The following is a 14678-nucleotide window of genomic DNA, read 5'->3' as shown; positions in this document are numbered from 1 at the left end:
GCCGTCCGTGACCCGCATGTAGGTCTCGCCGAGCTCGTCGTCGTTCAGCGTGAGGTAGGCGATGTCGGCGTTCAGCAGCCGCCGGGCGCGGCGCGTGATCGCCTCCAGGACGGCATCGAGGTCGCGCAGCCCCGCGAGGTCGCCCGCGGTGTCGAACAGCGCCTCCAGCTCCGCCTCCCGGCGGGCGTGGCGCCGCATCACCGCCCGGACCCGCAGCGCCGTCAGCTTGGCGGCCTCCAGTTCCTCCAGGTGGGCCGGGGACGCGCCCTCGGCCCGCGCCTGGACGAGGGGCCCCTCGAACTCGACGGGGGAGGCCTCCCGGGCCAGTAGTTCAAGGAAGACGCCGCAGGACATACGGGCCATTCTCAATGCGCCGTCCAACCGCCGTCGAGCGTGAGGGACGCACCCGTCACCATCGACGCGGGCGGCGAGCACAGATACGCGACCAGTTCCGCTACTTCATCGGGCTCGATCAGCCGCTTCACCGCCGCGTGTTCGAGCATCACCCGTTCGACGACCTCGTCCGGGGGCATGCCGTGCGCGCGCGCCTGGTCCGCGATCTGCCGCTCCACCAGGGGGGTCCGGACATAGGCGGGGTTGACGCAGTTGGACGTCACGCCGTACGGGGCCGCCTCCAGTGCGATCACCTTGGACAGGCCCTCCAGGCCGTGTTTGGCGGTCACATAGGCGGACTTGAACGGCGACGCGCGCAGGCCGTGCACGGACGAGATGTTGACGATGCGCCCCCAGCCCCGCTCGTACATGCCGGGCAGCGCGTCCCGGACGAGCCGGAACGGCGCCTCCACCATCAGCCGCATGATCCGCGCGAACGTCTCGGGCGGGAAGTCATGGAGCGGGGCCACATGCTGGATGCCCGCGTTGTTGACCAGGATGTCGACGCCGACGGCGAGCCCGTCGAGCGCCTCGGTGTCGGCGAGGTCGGCGGGCAGCGGGATCCCGCCGATCTCGTCGGCCGTCCGCTCCGCCGCCGCGCCGTCTATGTCGGCGACCACCACCCGGGCGCCCGCGGCCGCCAGCCGCCGCGCGCACGCGCGGCCGATGCCGCCGGCGCCGCCGGTGACGAGGGCCCGCCGGCCCGACAGATCCAGCGTCCCCGAAGTGCCCGCGGCGGCCTGCCGCGGTTCCACGCTCGTCATGCGCAGAACCTACGAAGCGCGGCCCCGCCCTCCCATGTGGCCCGGGCACACAATCCGGCGGCGGACGGTATGGGCCGCCCGCATCGATTCTGTTTTCGCCGTCCGGCGCCCCGAACCCGATTCGATGGGGCTACGGTTGGCTCGCAAGATCGTCCCGCGCCGTGAGGGAAACCGATGACCGAGATCACGCATCGCTTCGTCCGCTCGGACAGCGGCCTGCGCATGCATGTGGCCGAGGCCGGCGAGGGGCCGCTCGTGCTGCTCCTGCACGGCTTCCCGGAGTGCTGGTACTCCTGGCGGCACCAGCTCGTCGCGCTCGCCGAGGCGGGGTTCCACGCGGTCGCCCCCGACCAGCGCGGCTACGCCCGGACGGGCGGCCCGGCGGAGGCCCGCGAGTACTCGCTCCTGCACCTGGTCGGGGACGCCGTCGGGCTCCTGCGCCCCCTCGGCGCGGACCGCGCCGTCGTGGCCGGCCACGACTGGGGCGCCCCCGTCGCCTGGGCCACCGCGCAGATGCGCCCGGACAAGGTGCGCGGCGTGATCGGGATGTCGGTCCCGCACCGCCCGCGCAGCAGCAGGCCGCCCGTCGAGTCCATGCGCCGCCTGTTCGGCGACGGCTACTACATGGTCCGCTTCCAGGAGCCGGACGCGCCCGAGGCCGAACTCGACCGGGACCGGGCCGCCACGTTCCGCCGGATGCTGTACGCGATGTCCGGCGACGGCCCCGCGCCCGCGCTCGTCTCTCCTGAGGGCGGCGGGTTCCTGGACGTCCTCCCCGACCCGGAGAAGCTGCCCGCCTGGCTCACCGCCGACGACATCGCGACCTACGTCGAGGAGTACGGCGACAGCGGGTTCACCGGCCCGGTCAACTGGTACCGCAACCTCGACCGCAACTGGGAGCTGACCACCGCCTGGCACCGCGCCCCGATCGGCCCGCCCGCGCTGTTCATCGCCGGCGACCGCGACATCGTCTCGGTCGGCGCCGGCCAGGTGATCGACTCCATGACCGACTTCGTGCCGAACCTCCGCGAGACCGTCTGGCTGGAGGGCTGCGGCCACTGGCTGCAGCAGGAGCGCCCCGCCGAGGTCAACGACGCCATGATCGACTTCCTCCGCGCCCTCTGACCGCGCGGCCCGGCCGCGGAATGTCGGACCCTGGACGTACGGTCGGCGCGTGAACCGCACCGACCGCCTGTACGCCCTGGTGGAGGAGCTGCGCGCCTGCGCGCCCCGCCGCCTCGCCGCGCGGGAGCTGGCCACGCGGTACGAGGTGAGCGTCCGCACGATCGAGCGCGACATCAGCGCGCTCCAGCAGGCCGGCGTGCCGATCTTCGCGGACGTCGGCCGCGGCGGCGGCTACACCCTCGACAAGAGCCGCACGCTGCCGCCGCTGAACTTCACCCCCGCCGAGGCCGTCGCCGTCGCGATCACCCTGTCCCGCGCGGGCGGCTCCCCGTACTCCCGCTCCGCCCGCACCGCCCTGCACAAGATCGTCGCCGCGATGTCGGCGGACGACGGCGCCTCGGCCCGCGAACTGGCCGCCCGCATCCGCATCCTCGGCCCCGCCGGGAACGACGACCAGGCGTCCGTGCCGGCCGTGCTGGAGGAGGCCGTCCTGGCCAGGCGGGTGGTCCGCCTCACCTACGTCGACGGGGCGGGCACCGAGACCGAACGCGACGTGGAGCCCGTCACGTTCACCGCGTCCGGCCGGGGCTGGTACCTGACCGCCTGGTGCCGCCTGCGCGGCGGCTGCCGCGTGTTCCGCACCGACCGTGTCCGCCGCGCCGTCCTGCTGGAGGAGCCCGCCCCCGACCGGTCCTCCGAGTCCATGCACGGCGACATCCCACCCGACTACGTCGTCCGCCCCCTGGAGTTCGTCTGAGCACACTCGCCAGAGACGCGGCGGCGGGCCCGCACGACGGGAGGAGGCGTGCGGGCCCGCGATCACGGTCAGCCGGTGTAGTTCGGCACCTTGGGGATCGGCCGGGGGGCCGGCGCCCGCGGCGGGGTGGGCTTGGGGCTCGGCTCACCGGGAAGCCGGGTCGCGGGAGGGGCGTCGGTGGGGCTTGCCGGGGCCGGCACGGCGGTCACGGTGGGCGGGTCGGGCTCGGCGGAGGCCGTTCCGGCGGTGGCCAGGCCGGTCCCGGCCAGGCCCGCGCCCAGCGCGACGGCCGCGATGAGGGACTTCAACTGCACTGCTGTTCCTTTCGTCGCCATTTCAATTCCGGACGATGACGGGTGTGCCGATCGCCAGGTTCTGGGCCATCCAGGTGATGTCGTCGTTGCTGACCCGCACGCAGCCGTGGCTGACCCTGCCGCCCAGCGCGGACGCCTTGTTCGTGCCGTGGACGGCGAGCTGCCCCGGCCCTCCGGCGAACGTCTTCAGCGTCGGCGAGTGGCCGCTGAGCCCGAAGGCGTACGCGCCGTAGTCGCCGCCGGGGTCCGGCGGCTTGATCAGCTCGGTGAGGTAGAAGCGGCCCGGCGGGGTCGGGGTGCCGCCCTCGCCGGTGGCGACCTTGCCGGTGCGCAGCACCTTGTCGCCGTCGAAGACGGCGAACGTGAACGCCTCCGGGTCGATCTCGACGCGGTGCACGTGGACGGACGCGAGGTCGAGTGCACGCCCGCGGAGTTCCGCATCTTGGAGGCGCTGGCCGCGCGTCCGGAGCGCGTCCTCACCCGGTCGCAGCTCCTGGCGCACCTGCACGGCTTCGACCGCTTCATCACCGAGCGCACGGTCGACGTGCACGTGAAGAACCTGCGGAAGAAGATCGAGCCGCGGCCGGGCCGCCCGGTCCGGCTGTGCACCGTGTACGGCGTCGGGTACAAGCTGGTCGGCGACCGTGCGCCATAGCCTGCTGGTACGGCTGGTCGCCAGCTCGGTGCTGATCGCGGTGTGCTCGATCGTGGCGACCGCGTGGCTGGCGGCGCGCAGCACGTCCGGCGAGATCCCGGACCGGCAGGGCCGGACGCTCGCGCGCGACGCCCGCATCAACGACGCGCTGCTCGGCTACGCGGCGAGCCACCCGCGCTGGGACGGCGTCGGGGGGACCGTGCGGGAGCTGGCCCGGCAGAGCGGCGAGCGGGTCGCGCTGGCGGCCGAGGGCGGCGTCCGGATCGCGGACTCGGCGCCGGACAGGCCGCTGCCGGCCCGCGCGTCCGCCGTCGTCGACCCGCTCGCCGTGGACGTCTCGCTGGTGCCGGGCGGGACCGCCGACCGGATCGACGCGCGGGCGGCCGGGCCGTTCCGGCTGCCGGCGGCCGAGCGGGCGCGGCTGCGCGAGGAGGTCGGCGCGCAGGCGGCCTGCCTGCGCCGCGAGGGCCAGCGTGCCACGGTCGTCGGGCCCGGCGGCCGCCCCTACCTGCGCCGCGAGGGCGGTCCGGCCGCCACGGCACCGGCCGCGAACCGCCCGCGCGCGCCCGCCGCCGGGGTCCGGCTCACCGGGACGCGGCCGGTCGCGGCCGCGTCGACGCCGGAGCCCGCCGCGCCGACCGCCCCGCCGGGAACGTCGCCGCCGGAGACCACGTCCGGCGCGCCGAGCAGCCCGCCCGCCGTGCGTCCGCTGCCCCGGCCCGCCGAGACGCCGGACGCCGCGCCGCAGCCCGTGCCGCGTCCGGCGCCGTGCTCGCCGGACACGCCCGGCCCGACCGCCACCGAGGAACGCGCGCTCGACCGGCTCACCGCCCTGGTCCGGCAGTGCCACGGAAGCCAGGTCGACGTGTGGCTGGACGAGACCGGCACACCGGCCGCGCCGTCGGCGGCCGCCGAATGCCTGGCCAGCGCCCGCCGCACCCAGCTGAAGCCGTACGTCGCTCCGGCCGTGCTGCTCTACATCGGCTCGCCGGAGGACCGCGCACCGGCGATCGACCCGTACCGCATCGCGGGGGTCACCGCGGTGATCCTCGTCCTGGCGGTCGGGATGAGCGTGCTCGTCGCCACCCGGCTGGTGCGGCCGGTGCGGGCGGTCACCGCTGCGGCCCGGCGGATGCGGGCGGGCGACGGCTCGGCACGGGCCGTGGTCCGCGCCAAGGGCGAGGTCGGCGAGCTGGGCGCCGCGTTCAACGAGATGTCCGAGCACCTGGACCGCATGGAACGGCAGCGCAAGGCGATGGTCAGCGACGTGTCCCACGAGCTGCGCACGCCGCTGAGCAACATCCGCGGCTGGCTGGAGGCCGCCCAGGACGGCGTGGCCGACCTGGACCCCGCGCTGACCGCCTCGCTGGTCGAGGAGGCCACGCTGCTCCAGCACATCGTCGACGACCTGCAGCAGCTCGCGCTCGCCGACGTCGGCAAGCTCCGCCTGCACCCCGAGCCGGTCGACGCGGCCGCCCTGACCGAGCAGATCGCGACCGTCTACCGCGCCGCGGCCGAGGCCGCCGAGCTCGCGCTGACCGTCGAGGTGTCGGGCCGTCCCCACCTGGAGGCCGACCCGGTGCGGCTGCGGCAGGCGGTCGGCAACCTCCTCGCCAACGCGGTCCGCTACACGCCCGCCGGCGGGCGGGTGACCCTGCGCGCGTACGGCGACGGCGACGACGTCCTGATCGAGGTGGCCGACACCGGGCCGGGCATCGCGCCCGAGCACCTGCCGCACGTCTTCGACCGGTTCTGGCGGGCGGAGAAGTCGCGCAGCCGCCGGACCGGCGGCAGCGGCCTGGGCCTCGCCATCGTCCGCCAGCTCGCCGAGGCGCACGGCGGATCCGCGGCGGTGCGCAGCGAGCCGGGCCGAGGCGCGACGTTCACCTTGCGACTGCCCCGCGCCCCGGAGTGAACCCCGCGCGCCGGGGTGAACACGGACGCCGGGTTGCACCGCCCCGCCGCCTTGCTGCGAGGGTGGAGGTAAACGCGTTGCTAGGGAGGATTGATCATGGAACAGCGCACTCTGGGCCGCCAGGGCCTGGTGGCCTCGGCGATCGGCTACGGCACGATGGGCCTGACGATGGCCTACGGCCCCGGTGACGAGCAGGAGGGCATCGCCGCCATCAGGCGCGCGTACGAGCTGGGCGTCACCTTCTTCGACACCGCCGAGCTCTACGGCCTGGGCACCGGCTCCAACGAGATCCTCGTCGGCAGGGCGGTCAAGGACTTCCGCGACGAGGTCGTCCTGGCGACCAAGTTCGGGTTCGACCTGTCGTCCGGGAGGATCTCCGGCCTGAACAGCCGTCCGGACAACATCCGCAAGGTCGCCGACAACAGCCTCCGCTACCTGGGCGTCGACCACATCGACGTGCTCTACCAGCACCGCGTCGACCCGGACGTCCCGATCGAGGACGTCGCCGGCACGGTCAAGGAGCTGATCGAGGCGGGCAAGGTGAAGTACTTCGGGCTGAGCGAGGCGGGCCCGCAGACCATCCGCCGCGCGCACGCCGTCCAGCCCGTGTCGGTCCTCCAGACCGAGTACTCGCTGTTCGAGCGGGACGTGGAGCAGCTGTTCCCGCTCCTGCGCGAACTGGGCATCGGGTTCGTGTCGTACTCCCCGCTGGGACGCGGCTTCATCACCGGCACCGCCAAGCCCGCCGGGTCCTACGACCCGACCGACATGCGCAACCACGACCCCCGCTGGCAGCCGGGCAACTTCGAGAAGAACCTGGCGGCCGTCGAGCGGCTCGCCGAGCTGGCCGCCGCGAAGGACGCGACGGTCTCCCAGCTCGCACTGGCCTGGGTGCTGGCCCAGGGCGACGACGTCGTCCCCATCCCCGGCACCCGCAGCCCGAAGCGGGTCGAGGAGAACACGGCCGCCGCCGAGCTGACCCTGACCGAGTCCGACCTGGACGCCATCGCCGCCATCCTGCCGACCGGCGGCTTCGGCGCCCGCTACACCGAGGGCTCCCTGCCCACCTGGGTCTGACGGCCGGCCGGGCCGTCAGTAGTTGCTGCCGGTCACGACGGCGACCGGGCGTTCGGCGTCGAAGCGGTGGCTGAGCGCAGCGGCGATGCCGAGCGCCCCGGCCGGTTCCAGGAGCAGGCCGAGCGTCTCCCGGGCCGTCCGCAGGCCGGCGCGGATCTCCTCGTCGTCGACGAGCACGACGTCGTCGACGTACGCGCGCATCCAGTCGACCGCCTCGGGCACGGGAACCCGGACGGCGACGCCGTCGGCGATGGTCCGCACCTCGGGCGACGACACCGGGGTGCCGCGCCGCCAGCTCTCGGCCATCGCGGGCGCGCCCGCGGCGGCCACGCCCACCACGCGGGTTTCCGGTGACCGGTCCTTCAGCCAGCAGCCGATGCCGCAGACCAGCGCGCCGTTGCCGACGGGCACCAGCACCGTGTCGGGGCGCAGCGCGGCCAGCTCGATGGCGATGGTGCCGGCGCCCTCGCAGATCCGCGGCTCGCGGCCGTCCTCCACGAAGAGCCAGCCCTCGTCGTCCGCGCCATAAGCCTTGGCCGCGTCCTTGGCGGCGTCGAAATCGTCGCCGGTCTGCACGACCTCCGCGCCGAGCGCCCGTATGGCCGAGACCTTGGCCGGGTTCGCGTTCCGCGCGCAGAACACCGTGACGGGGATTCCGCGCGACCGGCCCGCGTAGGCGATGGCCTGGCCGAAGTTGCCCGCGGACGCGCACAGGACCCGTTGGCCCGCGCTCAGACCGCGCATGAAGTAGTCCGCCCCGCGCCCCTTGAACGAGCGGATCGGGTTGAACGTCTCCAGCTTCACCGCCATGTCCGCGCCCACCTCGCGGGCGAGCGCCGGGGGCACGAACTGCGGCGTGTCCCGGAAAACCGGATCGATCAAGGCTGCGGCTTCCTCGATGCGCTGCACCTGCAGTGGCTCGGTCATCTGATTATCGTATACGATGTGCAAATGGCAGTCCGACCGACCGTTCAGCTGGGCGACCCGCTCCTGCGCACACCGTGCGCCGAGATCCGGGACCCGGGCGGAGCGGAGACCGCGGAGCTCGTGACCGACCTCGCCGACACCCTGGCCGACTGGGTGCGCCGCACCGGATACGGGCGGGGCATCGCCGCCCCGCAGATCGGCGCCCCGGTGCGGCTGGTCTACCTGCACCTGGACCGGCCGTGGGTGCTGGTCAACCCGGCCATCGTGGCCCGCTCCGAGTCGACGTGGGAGCCGTGGGACGCGTGCCTCAGCTTCTCGGTGGAGATCTTCTGCAAGGTCCGCAGGTCCACGTGGGTGGACGTCACCTACACATCCCCTGGCGGCGAGCGGCACGACCTGCGCGCCGACGGCGAACTGGGCGAGTTGCTGCAGCACGAGATCGACCACCTCGATGGCGTGGTCGCCGTCGACCGGATGACCTCCGTCGAAACCCTGTGCATGCGCTCCGAGTTCGAGCGCCGCCACCGCGCCGAGAGCCCGTACCGCCGATGACCTCGTCCGACCCAGGCGCCCAGCAGCCGATCACCCGTGCCGAGCCGCTGCGCGAGGCCGTCTATCTGCGCATCGTCGAGCTGATCTCGTCGGGTGCGTACGCCCCGGGCGCCCCGCTGACCGAGGCCGCCCTCAGCCGGACGCTCCAGGTGTCGCGGACGCCGGTCCGCGAGGCGCTGCTGCGGCTGCAGGCCGAAGGAGTGCTCACGTCCACCCTCGCCCGCGGGTTCACCGTGCGGACGCTCGCGGCCCGCGACGCGGCCGAACTCTACCCCGTCCTCGCCACCCTCGAAGGGCTGGCGGTCCGATCGGTCACCTCACTGGACGAGACCACGCTCGACACGCTGCGCCGCACACTGGACCAGCTCGCGAACTGCACGGAACCGGTACAGCGCTGGCGACTCGACACCACGTGGCACACGACGCTCACCGCCGCGGCGGGCAACCGGCACCTGCAGACGATGATCGGCCAGCTGCGCACCAACCTCTCCCGCTACGAACTCGCCTACATGCGAGAGGTCTGGCGGCGGGATACCGCCGACCGGCAGCACGCGGAGATCCTGACCGCGATCACCGCCGGCGAACGCGACCACGCAGCCGCTCTCATCGAACGCCACTGGTACGAAGGCATGAAGCTGGTCCTGGACTGGCTGTCCGCTCAGCAGGACGATCCGAGCGAGAGTCCGGGCGGGGCCGCCTAGCCCGTCGTCGGCAGCCCGCCCCAGTTGCCTTTGTCGCCTCCGCGGTAGGTGCTCTTGCGCCAGGTGGGCGCGTTGATCACGCCTGTGCTCTCAGGTGGGTGAGGAGGGCGGCGAAGTGTTGGCGGGTGAGGTTGAGGTGACCGGTCTCCGGTGCCTTGCTGTCGCGGACGCCGACGTGGTCGTTAAGGATGGCGATTTCGACGCAGTTGCCTTCATTGCCGCCGCTGTGGCTGCTCTTGCGCCAGGTGGGCTGAATCAGTTCGGGTCTGCTCATGATTGTGACGCTATCTCGTCTATGAGCTTCAGCGAAGCGGTTCTGTTCAAGGCTGCAGAGAGCAGGAGTTCAAAGGTCTCCTCATGAGCTGAGACCTTCGCTTCGTCCTCAACGAAAAGGTTCTGGGCGTACTGGTCGACGACAGAGACAGTGAGATGTCCGGGCGGGCGCAGAGAGACGAGGAGGTGTGGGCTGCCGAACCAGAGGTACTCGCTGGCCGTGCCGGGAAGCACGCGCAGATCTACATGATCGAGCCTGGCGGCCTCAGCCAGCCGACGAATTTGGGTGCGCATGATCTTGGGATCGCCGCCAACCTGGTTGTGGAGAACCGCCTCCGCGATGATCGGCATGTAGCGGGGCGGGTCGGGACGATGTAGTACCCGCTGGCGGGATATCCGGAAATCGACCAGTGCCTGCACATTGTGCGGGCGATTGCCAGGGCCGACGGAGATGAGCTTCTTCGTGTACTCGGGTACTTGGAGAAGTCCAGGGACGATGCTGGGCTCGAAGGTGCGGATCTCCGCTGCGTCCTCTTCGAGGCTAGCCAGGTCCAGGGCGGCAGCAGAGATCCGGTACTCGAACGTCCGTTTCCACGACCCGGGTTTGTGGGTGGCGAGGTGGAGGAGGGATTCGCGGAGGGGGCCGTCCTCGACGTCGTAGAAGTCGAGGAGGTCGGCGAGTTCTCCGGGGGCGATGGTCTGGAGGCCGTTCTCGACCATGCTCAGCCAGCCCTGGGAGCGGCCGAAGCGGCGGGCGACGGTGGCGACGGTCAGGTTGTGCTGGTCGCGGGCTTTGCGGAGCGCCGAGCCGATCCGGCGCTGGCGAACGGTGGGGGCGTTCCCGGAAGCCATCTCTCCAGCTTGTCACCGAGTGTGGTCGCGCGTATACGGAACGGCGGCGCATTGAACGTTCAATCCGGAAACGTTCAGGGCGGGGGACACGAGCGCATCGGGCGGCGAATGTGGCGGGCGACTCCGAAATGAAGGGAGGCGCATGAATGGGAGCGCCCGAGACGGGGAGGTCGCCGGTCGTCCGGCGCGGTGTGTCGTGGGTGGCGTGGTGGTGAGCGGCGGGCTGGTCGTGCTCGGCTCGCTCACGCTCCCGGGTGTCCGGAGGTCCGTGGGGTATGCGCGGCGGTTCCTGCGGGACCTGGTGCCGGCGGCCCATCCCCGGTTGGACGACCTGGTGACCGTCACGAGCGAGACCGTCACCAACGCCATCGTCCACACGGACTCGGGTGACGGCGGCCGGGTGACGATCAGCCTGCTGGCGGGTGGTGACCTCTACCGCCTGGAGGTCGCCGACGACGGGGCGGGCGGCAGGCGCCCGCATCCCAGGGCGGAGGCCGGGGCCGAGAGCGGGCGCGGGCTGTGGCTCGTGGAAGCCCTGTCGGACGGCTGGGGATTCCGGGCGGACGGGGCGCGCACCGTCGTGTGGGCGGAGTTCCGAGCCGGTGGGAACTCGTCCGGAAACACCGACAGGGGGTTGTCGGAATGCTCCCGGACGCTGGTGCCCGCAGCGTTCGAAGGAGGAGATCGATGAGCGTTCCCGCGTTCAACACCGTCGCGTGGTTCCAGGTCGGCACCGACGCGCCGGAGGAGGCCCGCCGCTTCTACGGCGACCTGTTCGGCTGGAAGATCGAGGCCGACCCCGACGGCGACGGCTACGACCTGGTCCGCTACCCGGGAGCCGACATCCCCGTGGGCGGCATCTCGCACGAGGCCGGCGCGTCCGGCAGGCACGCGATGTTCCTGGTCATGGTCGAGGACGTCGACGCCCTCTGCGCGGAGACCGAGAAGCACGGCGGCAAGGTGGCCCTGCCCACGGTCACCGCGAGCACCGGCCTGAAGTTCGCCTACCTCCAGGACCCGGCGGGCAACACCTTCGGCGTCTTCTCACCCGCGGCGAGCTGACCGCGAAAGCACGAAGGGCCCCGAGGCGAACCTCGGGGCCCTTCCGGCGTTCGCGGCCTACACCTCCGCGATCACCGCGTTCTACAGAGGATCACGCGTCTCCGCCTGTGTTGCTCTCCGAGCTGCCGACGCCGTTGGCGAACACGTCGCTGACGTCCGCGTCGAGGCGGTAGCGCTGGATCGCCTGCTGGAGCGTCTCCGGCTTGATCTCGCCGTGCCGGGCGAGCCGGGTCAGCACCGCCAGGACGATCGACGCGGCGTCCACGTGGAAGAAGCGGCGGGCCGCGGCGCGGGTGTCGGAGAAGCCGAACCCGTCGGTGCCGAGCGAGGTGTAGTCCGTGTGGACCCACGGGGCGATCTGGTCGGGTACGGCGCGGGTGTAGTCCGTTACCGCGACGATCGGCCCGGCGACGTTCTCCAGCCTGCGGGTCACGTACGGGACGCGCTGCTCGGCGTCCGGGTTCAGCAGGTTCCACTCGTCGCACTCGCGGGCCTCGCGGGCCAGCTCGTTCCACGAGGTCGCCGACCACACGTCGGCGGCGACGCCCCAGTCCTCGGCGAGGAGCCGCTGCGCCTCCAGGGCCCACCGGCCGCCGACGCCGGACGCGAGGATCTGCGCCCGCGGGGTCTCGCCGTTCCCGGCGACGGTCTCCGGGGCGGCCTTGTACGGGTACAGGCCCTTGAGGAGGCCGTCGACGTCGACGTCGTCGGGCTCGACCGGCTGCTGGTACGGCTCGTTGTAGACGGTCAGGTAGTAGAAGATGTTCTCGCCGTCCGGGTGCTCCTCGGACGTCCCGTACATGCGGCGCAGCGCGTCCTGGACGATGTGCGCCAGCTCGAACGCCCACGTCGGGTCGTAGTGGACGCAGGCCGGGTTGGACGCGGCGAGCAGCGGGGAGTGGCCGTCGGCGTGCTGGAGGCCCTCACCGGTGAGGGTGGTGCGCCCGGCGGTGGCGCCGAGGAGGAACCCGCGGCCCATCTGGTCGGCGAGCGCCCACATCTGGTCGCCGGTCCGCTGGAACCCGAACATCGAGTAGAAGATGTACACCGGGATCATGTGCTCGCCGTGCGTCGCGTACGCGGTGCCCGCGGCGATCGCCGACGCCATCGACCCGGCCTCGCTGATGCCCTCGTGCAGCATCTGGCCGCTCTGCGACTCCTTGTAGGACAGCAGCAGCTTGCGGTCCACCGCGTCGTAGGTCTGCCCGTGCGGCGAGTAGATCTTGGACGTGGGGAACAGCGAGTCCATGCCGAACGTGCGGTACTCGTCCGGCGCGATCGGCACGAACCGGGCGCCGATGTTCTCGTCCTTGATCAGGTCCTTGAGCAGCCGGACGAACGCCATGGTCGTCGCGACGTTCTGCTTGCCGGAGCCCTTCTTCAGCTCGCTGTAGACGGGGTCGCCGGGCAGCTTGAGCGGCTTGGCCCGCACGACGCGCTTCGGCAGGAACCCGCCGAGCGCGGCGCGGCGCTCGCGCATGTACTGGATCTCGTCGGAGTCCTCGCCCGGGTGGTAGTAGGGCGGGAGCGGCGCCTCCAGGGCGGAGTCCGGGATGTCCAGGTAGAGGCGGTCCCGGAACTCCTTCAGCTCGGCCTTGGTGAGCTTCTTCATCTGGTGGGTGGCGTTGCGGGCCTCGAAGTCGGAGCCCAGCGTCCAGCCCTTGATGGTGTGCGCGAGGATCACGGTCGGCTGCCCGACGTGCTCGCGGGCCGCCTTGAACGCCGCGTAGACCTTGCGGTAGTCGTGCCCGCCGCGCGACAGCTTGCGCAGCTCGTCGTCCGACAGGTGCTGGACGATCCGGCGCAGCCGCGGGTCCGCGCCGAAGAACTTCTCCCGGATGTACTCGCCGGACTCGACGGTGAACGTCTGGAACTGCCCGTCCGGGGTCGTGTTCATCTGGTTGACGAGCACGCCGTCGACGTCCTGCGCGAGCAGCGGGTCCCAGTCGCGGCCCCAGATGACCTTGATGACGTTCCAGCCGGCGCCGCGGAAGTAGGACTCCAGCTCCTGGATGATCTTGCCGTTGCCGCGGACCGGGCCGTCGAGCTGCTGGAGGTTGCAGTTGATGACGAACGTGAGGTTGTCGAGCTCCTCGCGGGCGGCGAGGCCGATCGCGCCGAGCGACTCGGGCTCGGCCATCTCGCCGTCGCCGAGGAACGCCCACACGTGCGAGCGGGACGTGTCCTTGATCTTCCGGTTGTAGAGGTAGCGGTTGAACCGGGCCTGGTACACCGAGTTGATCGCGGTGAGGCCCATGGACACCGTGGGGAACTCCCAGAAGTCCGGCATGAGCCGCGGGTGCGGGTAGGACGACAGGCCGCCGCCCGGATGCGAGTGCTCCTGGCGGAACCCGTCGAGCTTCTCCTCGGGCAGGCGTCCCTCAAGGTAGGCGCGGGCGTAGATGCCGGGTGAGGCGTGGCCCTGGATGAAGACCTGGTCGCCGGACTCGCCGTGGTCCTTGCCGCGGAAGAAGTGGTTGAAGCCGACCTCGTACAGCGACGCGGCGGAGGCATAGGTCGCGATGTGGCCGCCGACACCGATCTCCGGGCGGTTCGCCCGCGACACCATGATCGCGGCGTTCCACCGGATGTAGGCGCGGATGCGCCGCTCCACGTGCTCGTCGCCGGGGAACCAGGGCTCGTGCTCCGGCGGGATGGTGTTGATGAAGTCGGTGCTGCGCAGGCCGGGCACCCCGACCTGCAGCTCCCGTGCCCTCTCCAGGAGCCGGAGCATCACGTACCGGGCCCTGCCGCGGCCTTCTGTCTTGATGACCGTGTCCAGCGACTCCAGCCACTCCCGGGTTTCATCCGGGTCGATGTCCGGCAGCTGGCTCGGCAGGCCGTCGCTGATGATCGAAAAGCGTTGACGTCCGGAAGCCACGGGGTCCCCTCTGTCCTTACGTCCATGCGGGTGAGACCGGGGCCTCCGCGCGGGTCGGCCACCGGTCCCCGGCAGACTGTTGTCGCTCGTCTCAGATTCCATCGTCGCCGTTTATGACGGCTAACGCATCTCTACCAACCGGTAACCATTCTCCCCGGTCAACCGGGGTACGCACCTGGGAGAGCGGTTTTTCCCGACGAGATCGGAGGAGCCATGAACGGGCGAGTCGGAGACCGGCTGCTTGTCCACGGCAACATCGTGGGGCAGCCCGACCGGCAGGGGGAGATCCTGGAGGTGCGGGGCGAGAACGGAGGTCCGCCGTACCTGGTCAGGTTCGACGACGGCCACGAGACCCTGGTGTACCCGGGGCCCGACGCGGTGATCGAGACCAAGGAGCGGATGTCCCGCTGACCGGAGCGAGCACATACCG

At 71.8% G+C, this 14678-nt stretch carries 15 protein-coding genes and 3 pseudogenes; 10 read left to right on the top strand and 8 right to left on the bottom strand.

What is annotated here, in order from left to right; all coding sequences use genetic code 11:
* Positions 1 to 354: pseudogene (locus IEZ03_RS37490) on the bottom strand (diguanylate phosphodiesterase); the annotation flags it as partial.
* An 11-nt stretch (positions 355 to 365) separates the two neighbouring features.
* Complete coding sequence (locus IEZ03_RS02920; protein ID WP_184882376.1) at positions 366 to 1157, bottom strand: 3-hydroxybutyrate dehydrogenase; 792 nt, start codon at positions 1155 to 1157, stop codon at positions 366 to 368.
* Between the two features lie 174 nt (positions 1158 to 1331).
* Here IEZ03_RS02920 and IEZ03_RS02915 point away from each other — a divergent pair, with 174 nt between their 5' ends.
* Positions 1332 to 2282 carry an alpha/beta fold hydrolase gene (locus tag IEZ03_RS02915; protein WP_184882378.1) on the top strand — a complete coding sequence of 317 codons (951 nt, stop codon included), beginning with the start codon at positions 1332 to 1334 and terminating at the stop codon, positions 2280 to 2282.
* Between the two features lie 49 nt (positions 2283 to 2331).
* Positions 2332 to 3039, top strand: a complete 708-nt coding sequence (locus tag IEZ03_RS02910; RefSeq protein WP_184882380.1) for a helix-turn-helix transcriptional regulator — start codon at positions 2332 to 2334, stop codon at positions 3037 to 3039.
* Between the two features lie 68 nt (positions 3040 to 3107).
* On the opposite strand, the gene IEZ03_RS02905 is transcribed toward IEZ03_RS02910, so the two are convergent.
* Together IEZ03_RS02905 and IEZ03_RS37485 are read right to left on the bottom strand one after the other, a co-directional pair.
* A complete protein-coding gene (locus tag IEZ03_RS02905) occupies positions 3108 to 3353 on the bottom strand; it encodes a hypothetical protein (protein WP_184882383.1) in 246 nt (81 codons plus the stop codon).
* A gap of 22 nt (positions 3354 to 3375) precedes the next feature.
* Positions 3376 to 3747, bottom strand: a pseudogene (locus tag IEZ03_RS37485) (L,D-transpeptidase); the annotation flags it as partial.
* Here IEZ03_RS37485 and IEZ03_RS37480 point away from each other — a divergent pair.
* The 3 genes and pseudogenes from IEZ03_RS37480 to IEZ03_RS02890 all read left to right on the top strand — a co-directional run.
* Positions 3745 to 4008: pseudogene (locus IEZ03_RS37480) on the top strand (winged helix-turn-helix domain-containing protein); the annotation flags it as partial. The pseudogenes IEZ03_RS37485 and IEZ03_RS37480 sit on opposite strands and share 3 nt — an antisense overlap.
* A complete protein-coding gene (locus tag IEZ03_RS02895) occupies positions 3998 to 5923 on the top strand; it encodes a sensor histidine kinase (RefSeq protein ID WP_184882387.1) in 1926 nt (641 codons plus the stop codon). The pseudogene IEZ03_RS37480 and the gene IEZ03_RS02895, both read left to right, overlap by 11 nt.
* Before the next feature lie 96 nt (positions 5924 to 6019).
* Positions 6020 to 7000 carry an aldo/keto reductase gene (locus IEZ03_RS02890; protein ID WP_184882389.1) on the top strand — a complete coding sequence of 327 codons (981 nt, stop codon included), beginning with the start codon at positions 6020 to 6022 and terminating at the stop codon, positions 6998 to 7000.
* Between the two features lie 15 nt (positions 7001 to 7015).
* Here IEZ03_RS02890 and IEZ03_RS02885 read toward each other — a convergent pair whose 3' ends face one another.
* Positions 7016 to 7927, bottom strand: a complete 912-nt coding sequence (locus tag IEZ03_RS02885; protein ID WP_184882390.1) for a threonine ammonia-lyase — start codon at positions 7925 to 7927, stop codon at positions 7016 to 7018.
* A 24-nt stretch (positions 7928 to 7951) separates the two neighbouring features.
* On the opposite strand from IEZ03_RS02885, the gene IEZ03_RS02880 reads away from it, so the two are divergent.
* Both IEZ03_RS02880 and IEZ03_RS02875 read left to right on the top strand, forming a co-directional pair.
* Positions 7952 to 8479, top strand: coding sequence for a peptide deformylase (locus IEZ03_RS02880; protein WP_184882392.1), 528 nt, complete (start codon positions 7952 to 7954; stop codon positions 8477 to 8479).
* The gene (locus IEZ03_RS02875) at positions 8476 to 9180 is read left to right on the top strand and encodes a GntR family transcriptional regulator (protein WP_184882394.1); all 705 of its coding nucleotides are present in this window, start codon (positions 8476 to 8478) and stop codon (positions 9178 to 9180) included. Before IEZ03_RS02880 ends, IEZ03_RS02875 begins: the two co-directional genes overlap by 4 nt.
* A gap of 76 nt (positions 9181 to 9256) precedes the next feature.
* Here the strand turns inward: IEZ03_RS02875 and IEZ03_RS02870 are convergent, their stop codons facing one another.
* A complete protein-coding gene (locus IEZ03_RS02870; RefSeq protein ID WP_184882396.1) occupies positions 9257 to 9454 on the bottom strand; it encodes a DUF397 domain-containing protein in 198 nt (65 codons plus the stop codon).
* A complete protein-coding gene (locus IEZ03_RS02865; RefSeq protein ID WP_184882398.1) occupies positions 9451 to 10305 on the bottom strand; it encodes a helix-turn-helix domain-containing protein in 855 nt (284 codons plus the stop codon). The genes IEZ03_RS02870 and IEZ03_RS02865 overlap by 4 nt, the downstream gene beginning before the upstream one ends.
* A gap of 196 nt (positions 10306 to 10501) precedes the next feature.
* On the opposite strand from IEZ03_RS02865, the gene IEZ03_RS02860 reads away from it, so the two are divergent.
* Positions 10502 to 10996: an ATP-binding protein gene (locus IEZ03_RS02860; protein WP_229807957.1), complete on the top strand. Its 495-nt coding sequence runs from the start codon at positions 10502 to 10504 to the stop codon at positions 10994 to 10996.
* Entirely contained in the window at positions 10993 to 11367 is a 375-nt protein-coding gene (locus IEZ03_RS02855; protein WP_184882402.1) for a VOC family protein, read from the top strand. Before IEZ03_RS02860 ends, IEZ03_RS02855 begins: the two co-directional genes overlap by 4 nt.
* Positions 11368 to 11458: 91 nt before the next feature.
* Here the strand turns inward: IEZ03_RS02855 and aceE are convergent, their stop codons facing one another.
* Positions 11459 to 14248, bottom strand: coding sequence for a pyruvate dehydrogenase (acetyl-transferring), homodimeric type (gene aceE / locus IEZ03_RS02850; RefSeq protein WP_184882404.1), 2790 nt, complete (start codon positions 14246 to 14248; stop codon positions 11459 to 11461).
* Between the two features lie 213 nt (positions 14249 to 14461).
* Here aceE and IEZ03_RS02845 point away from each other — a divergent pair, with 213 nt between their 5' ends.
* On the top strand, positions 14462 to 14659 hold the full coding sequence (locus IEZ03_RS02845) for a DUF1918 domain-containing protein (protein WP_184882406.1): 198 nt from the start codon (positions 14462 to 14464) through the stop codon (positions 14657 to 14659).
* Positions 14660 to 14678 lie beyond the last annotated feature (19 nt).

Source organism: Actinomadura livida (assembly GCF_014648675.1).
Lineage (GTDB): Bacteria > Actinomycetota > Actinomycetes > Streptosporangiales > Streptosporangiaceae > Spirillospora > Spirillospora livida.
The sequence above is the reverse complement of the archived record's forward strand: the minus strand, read 5'-3'. Positions and strand labels throughout refer to the sequence as shown.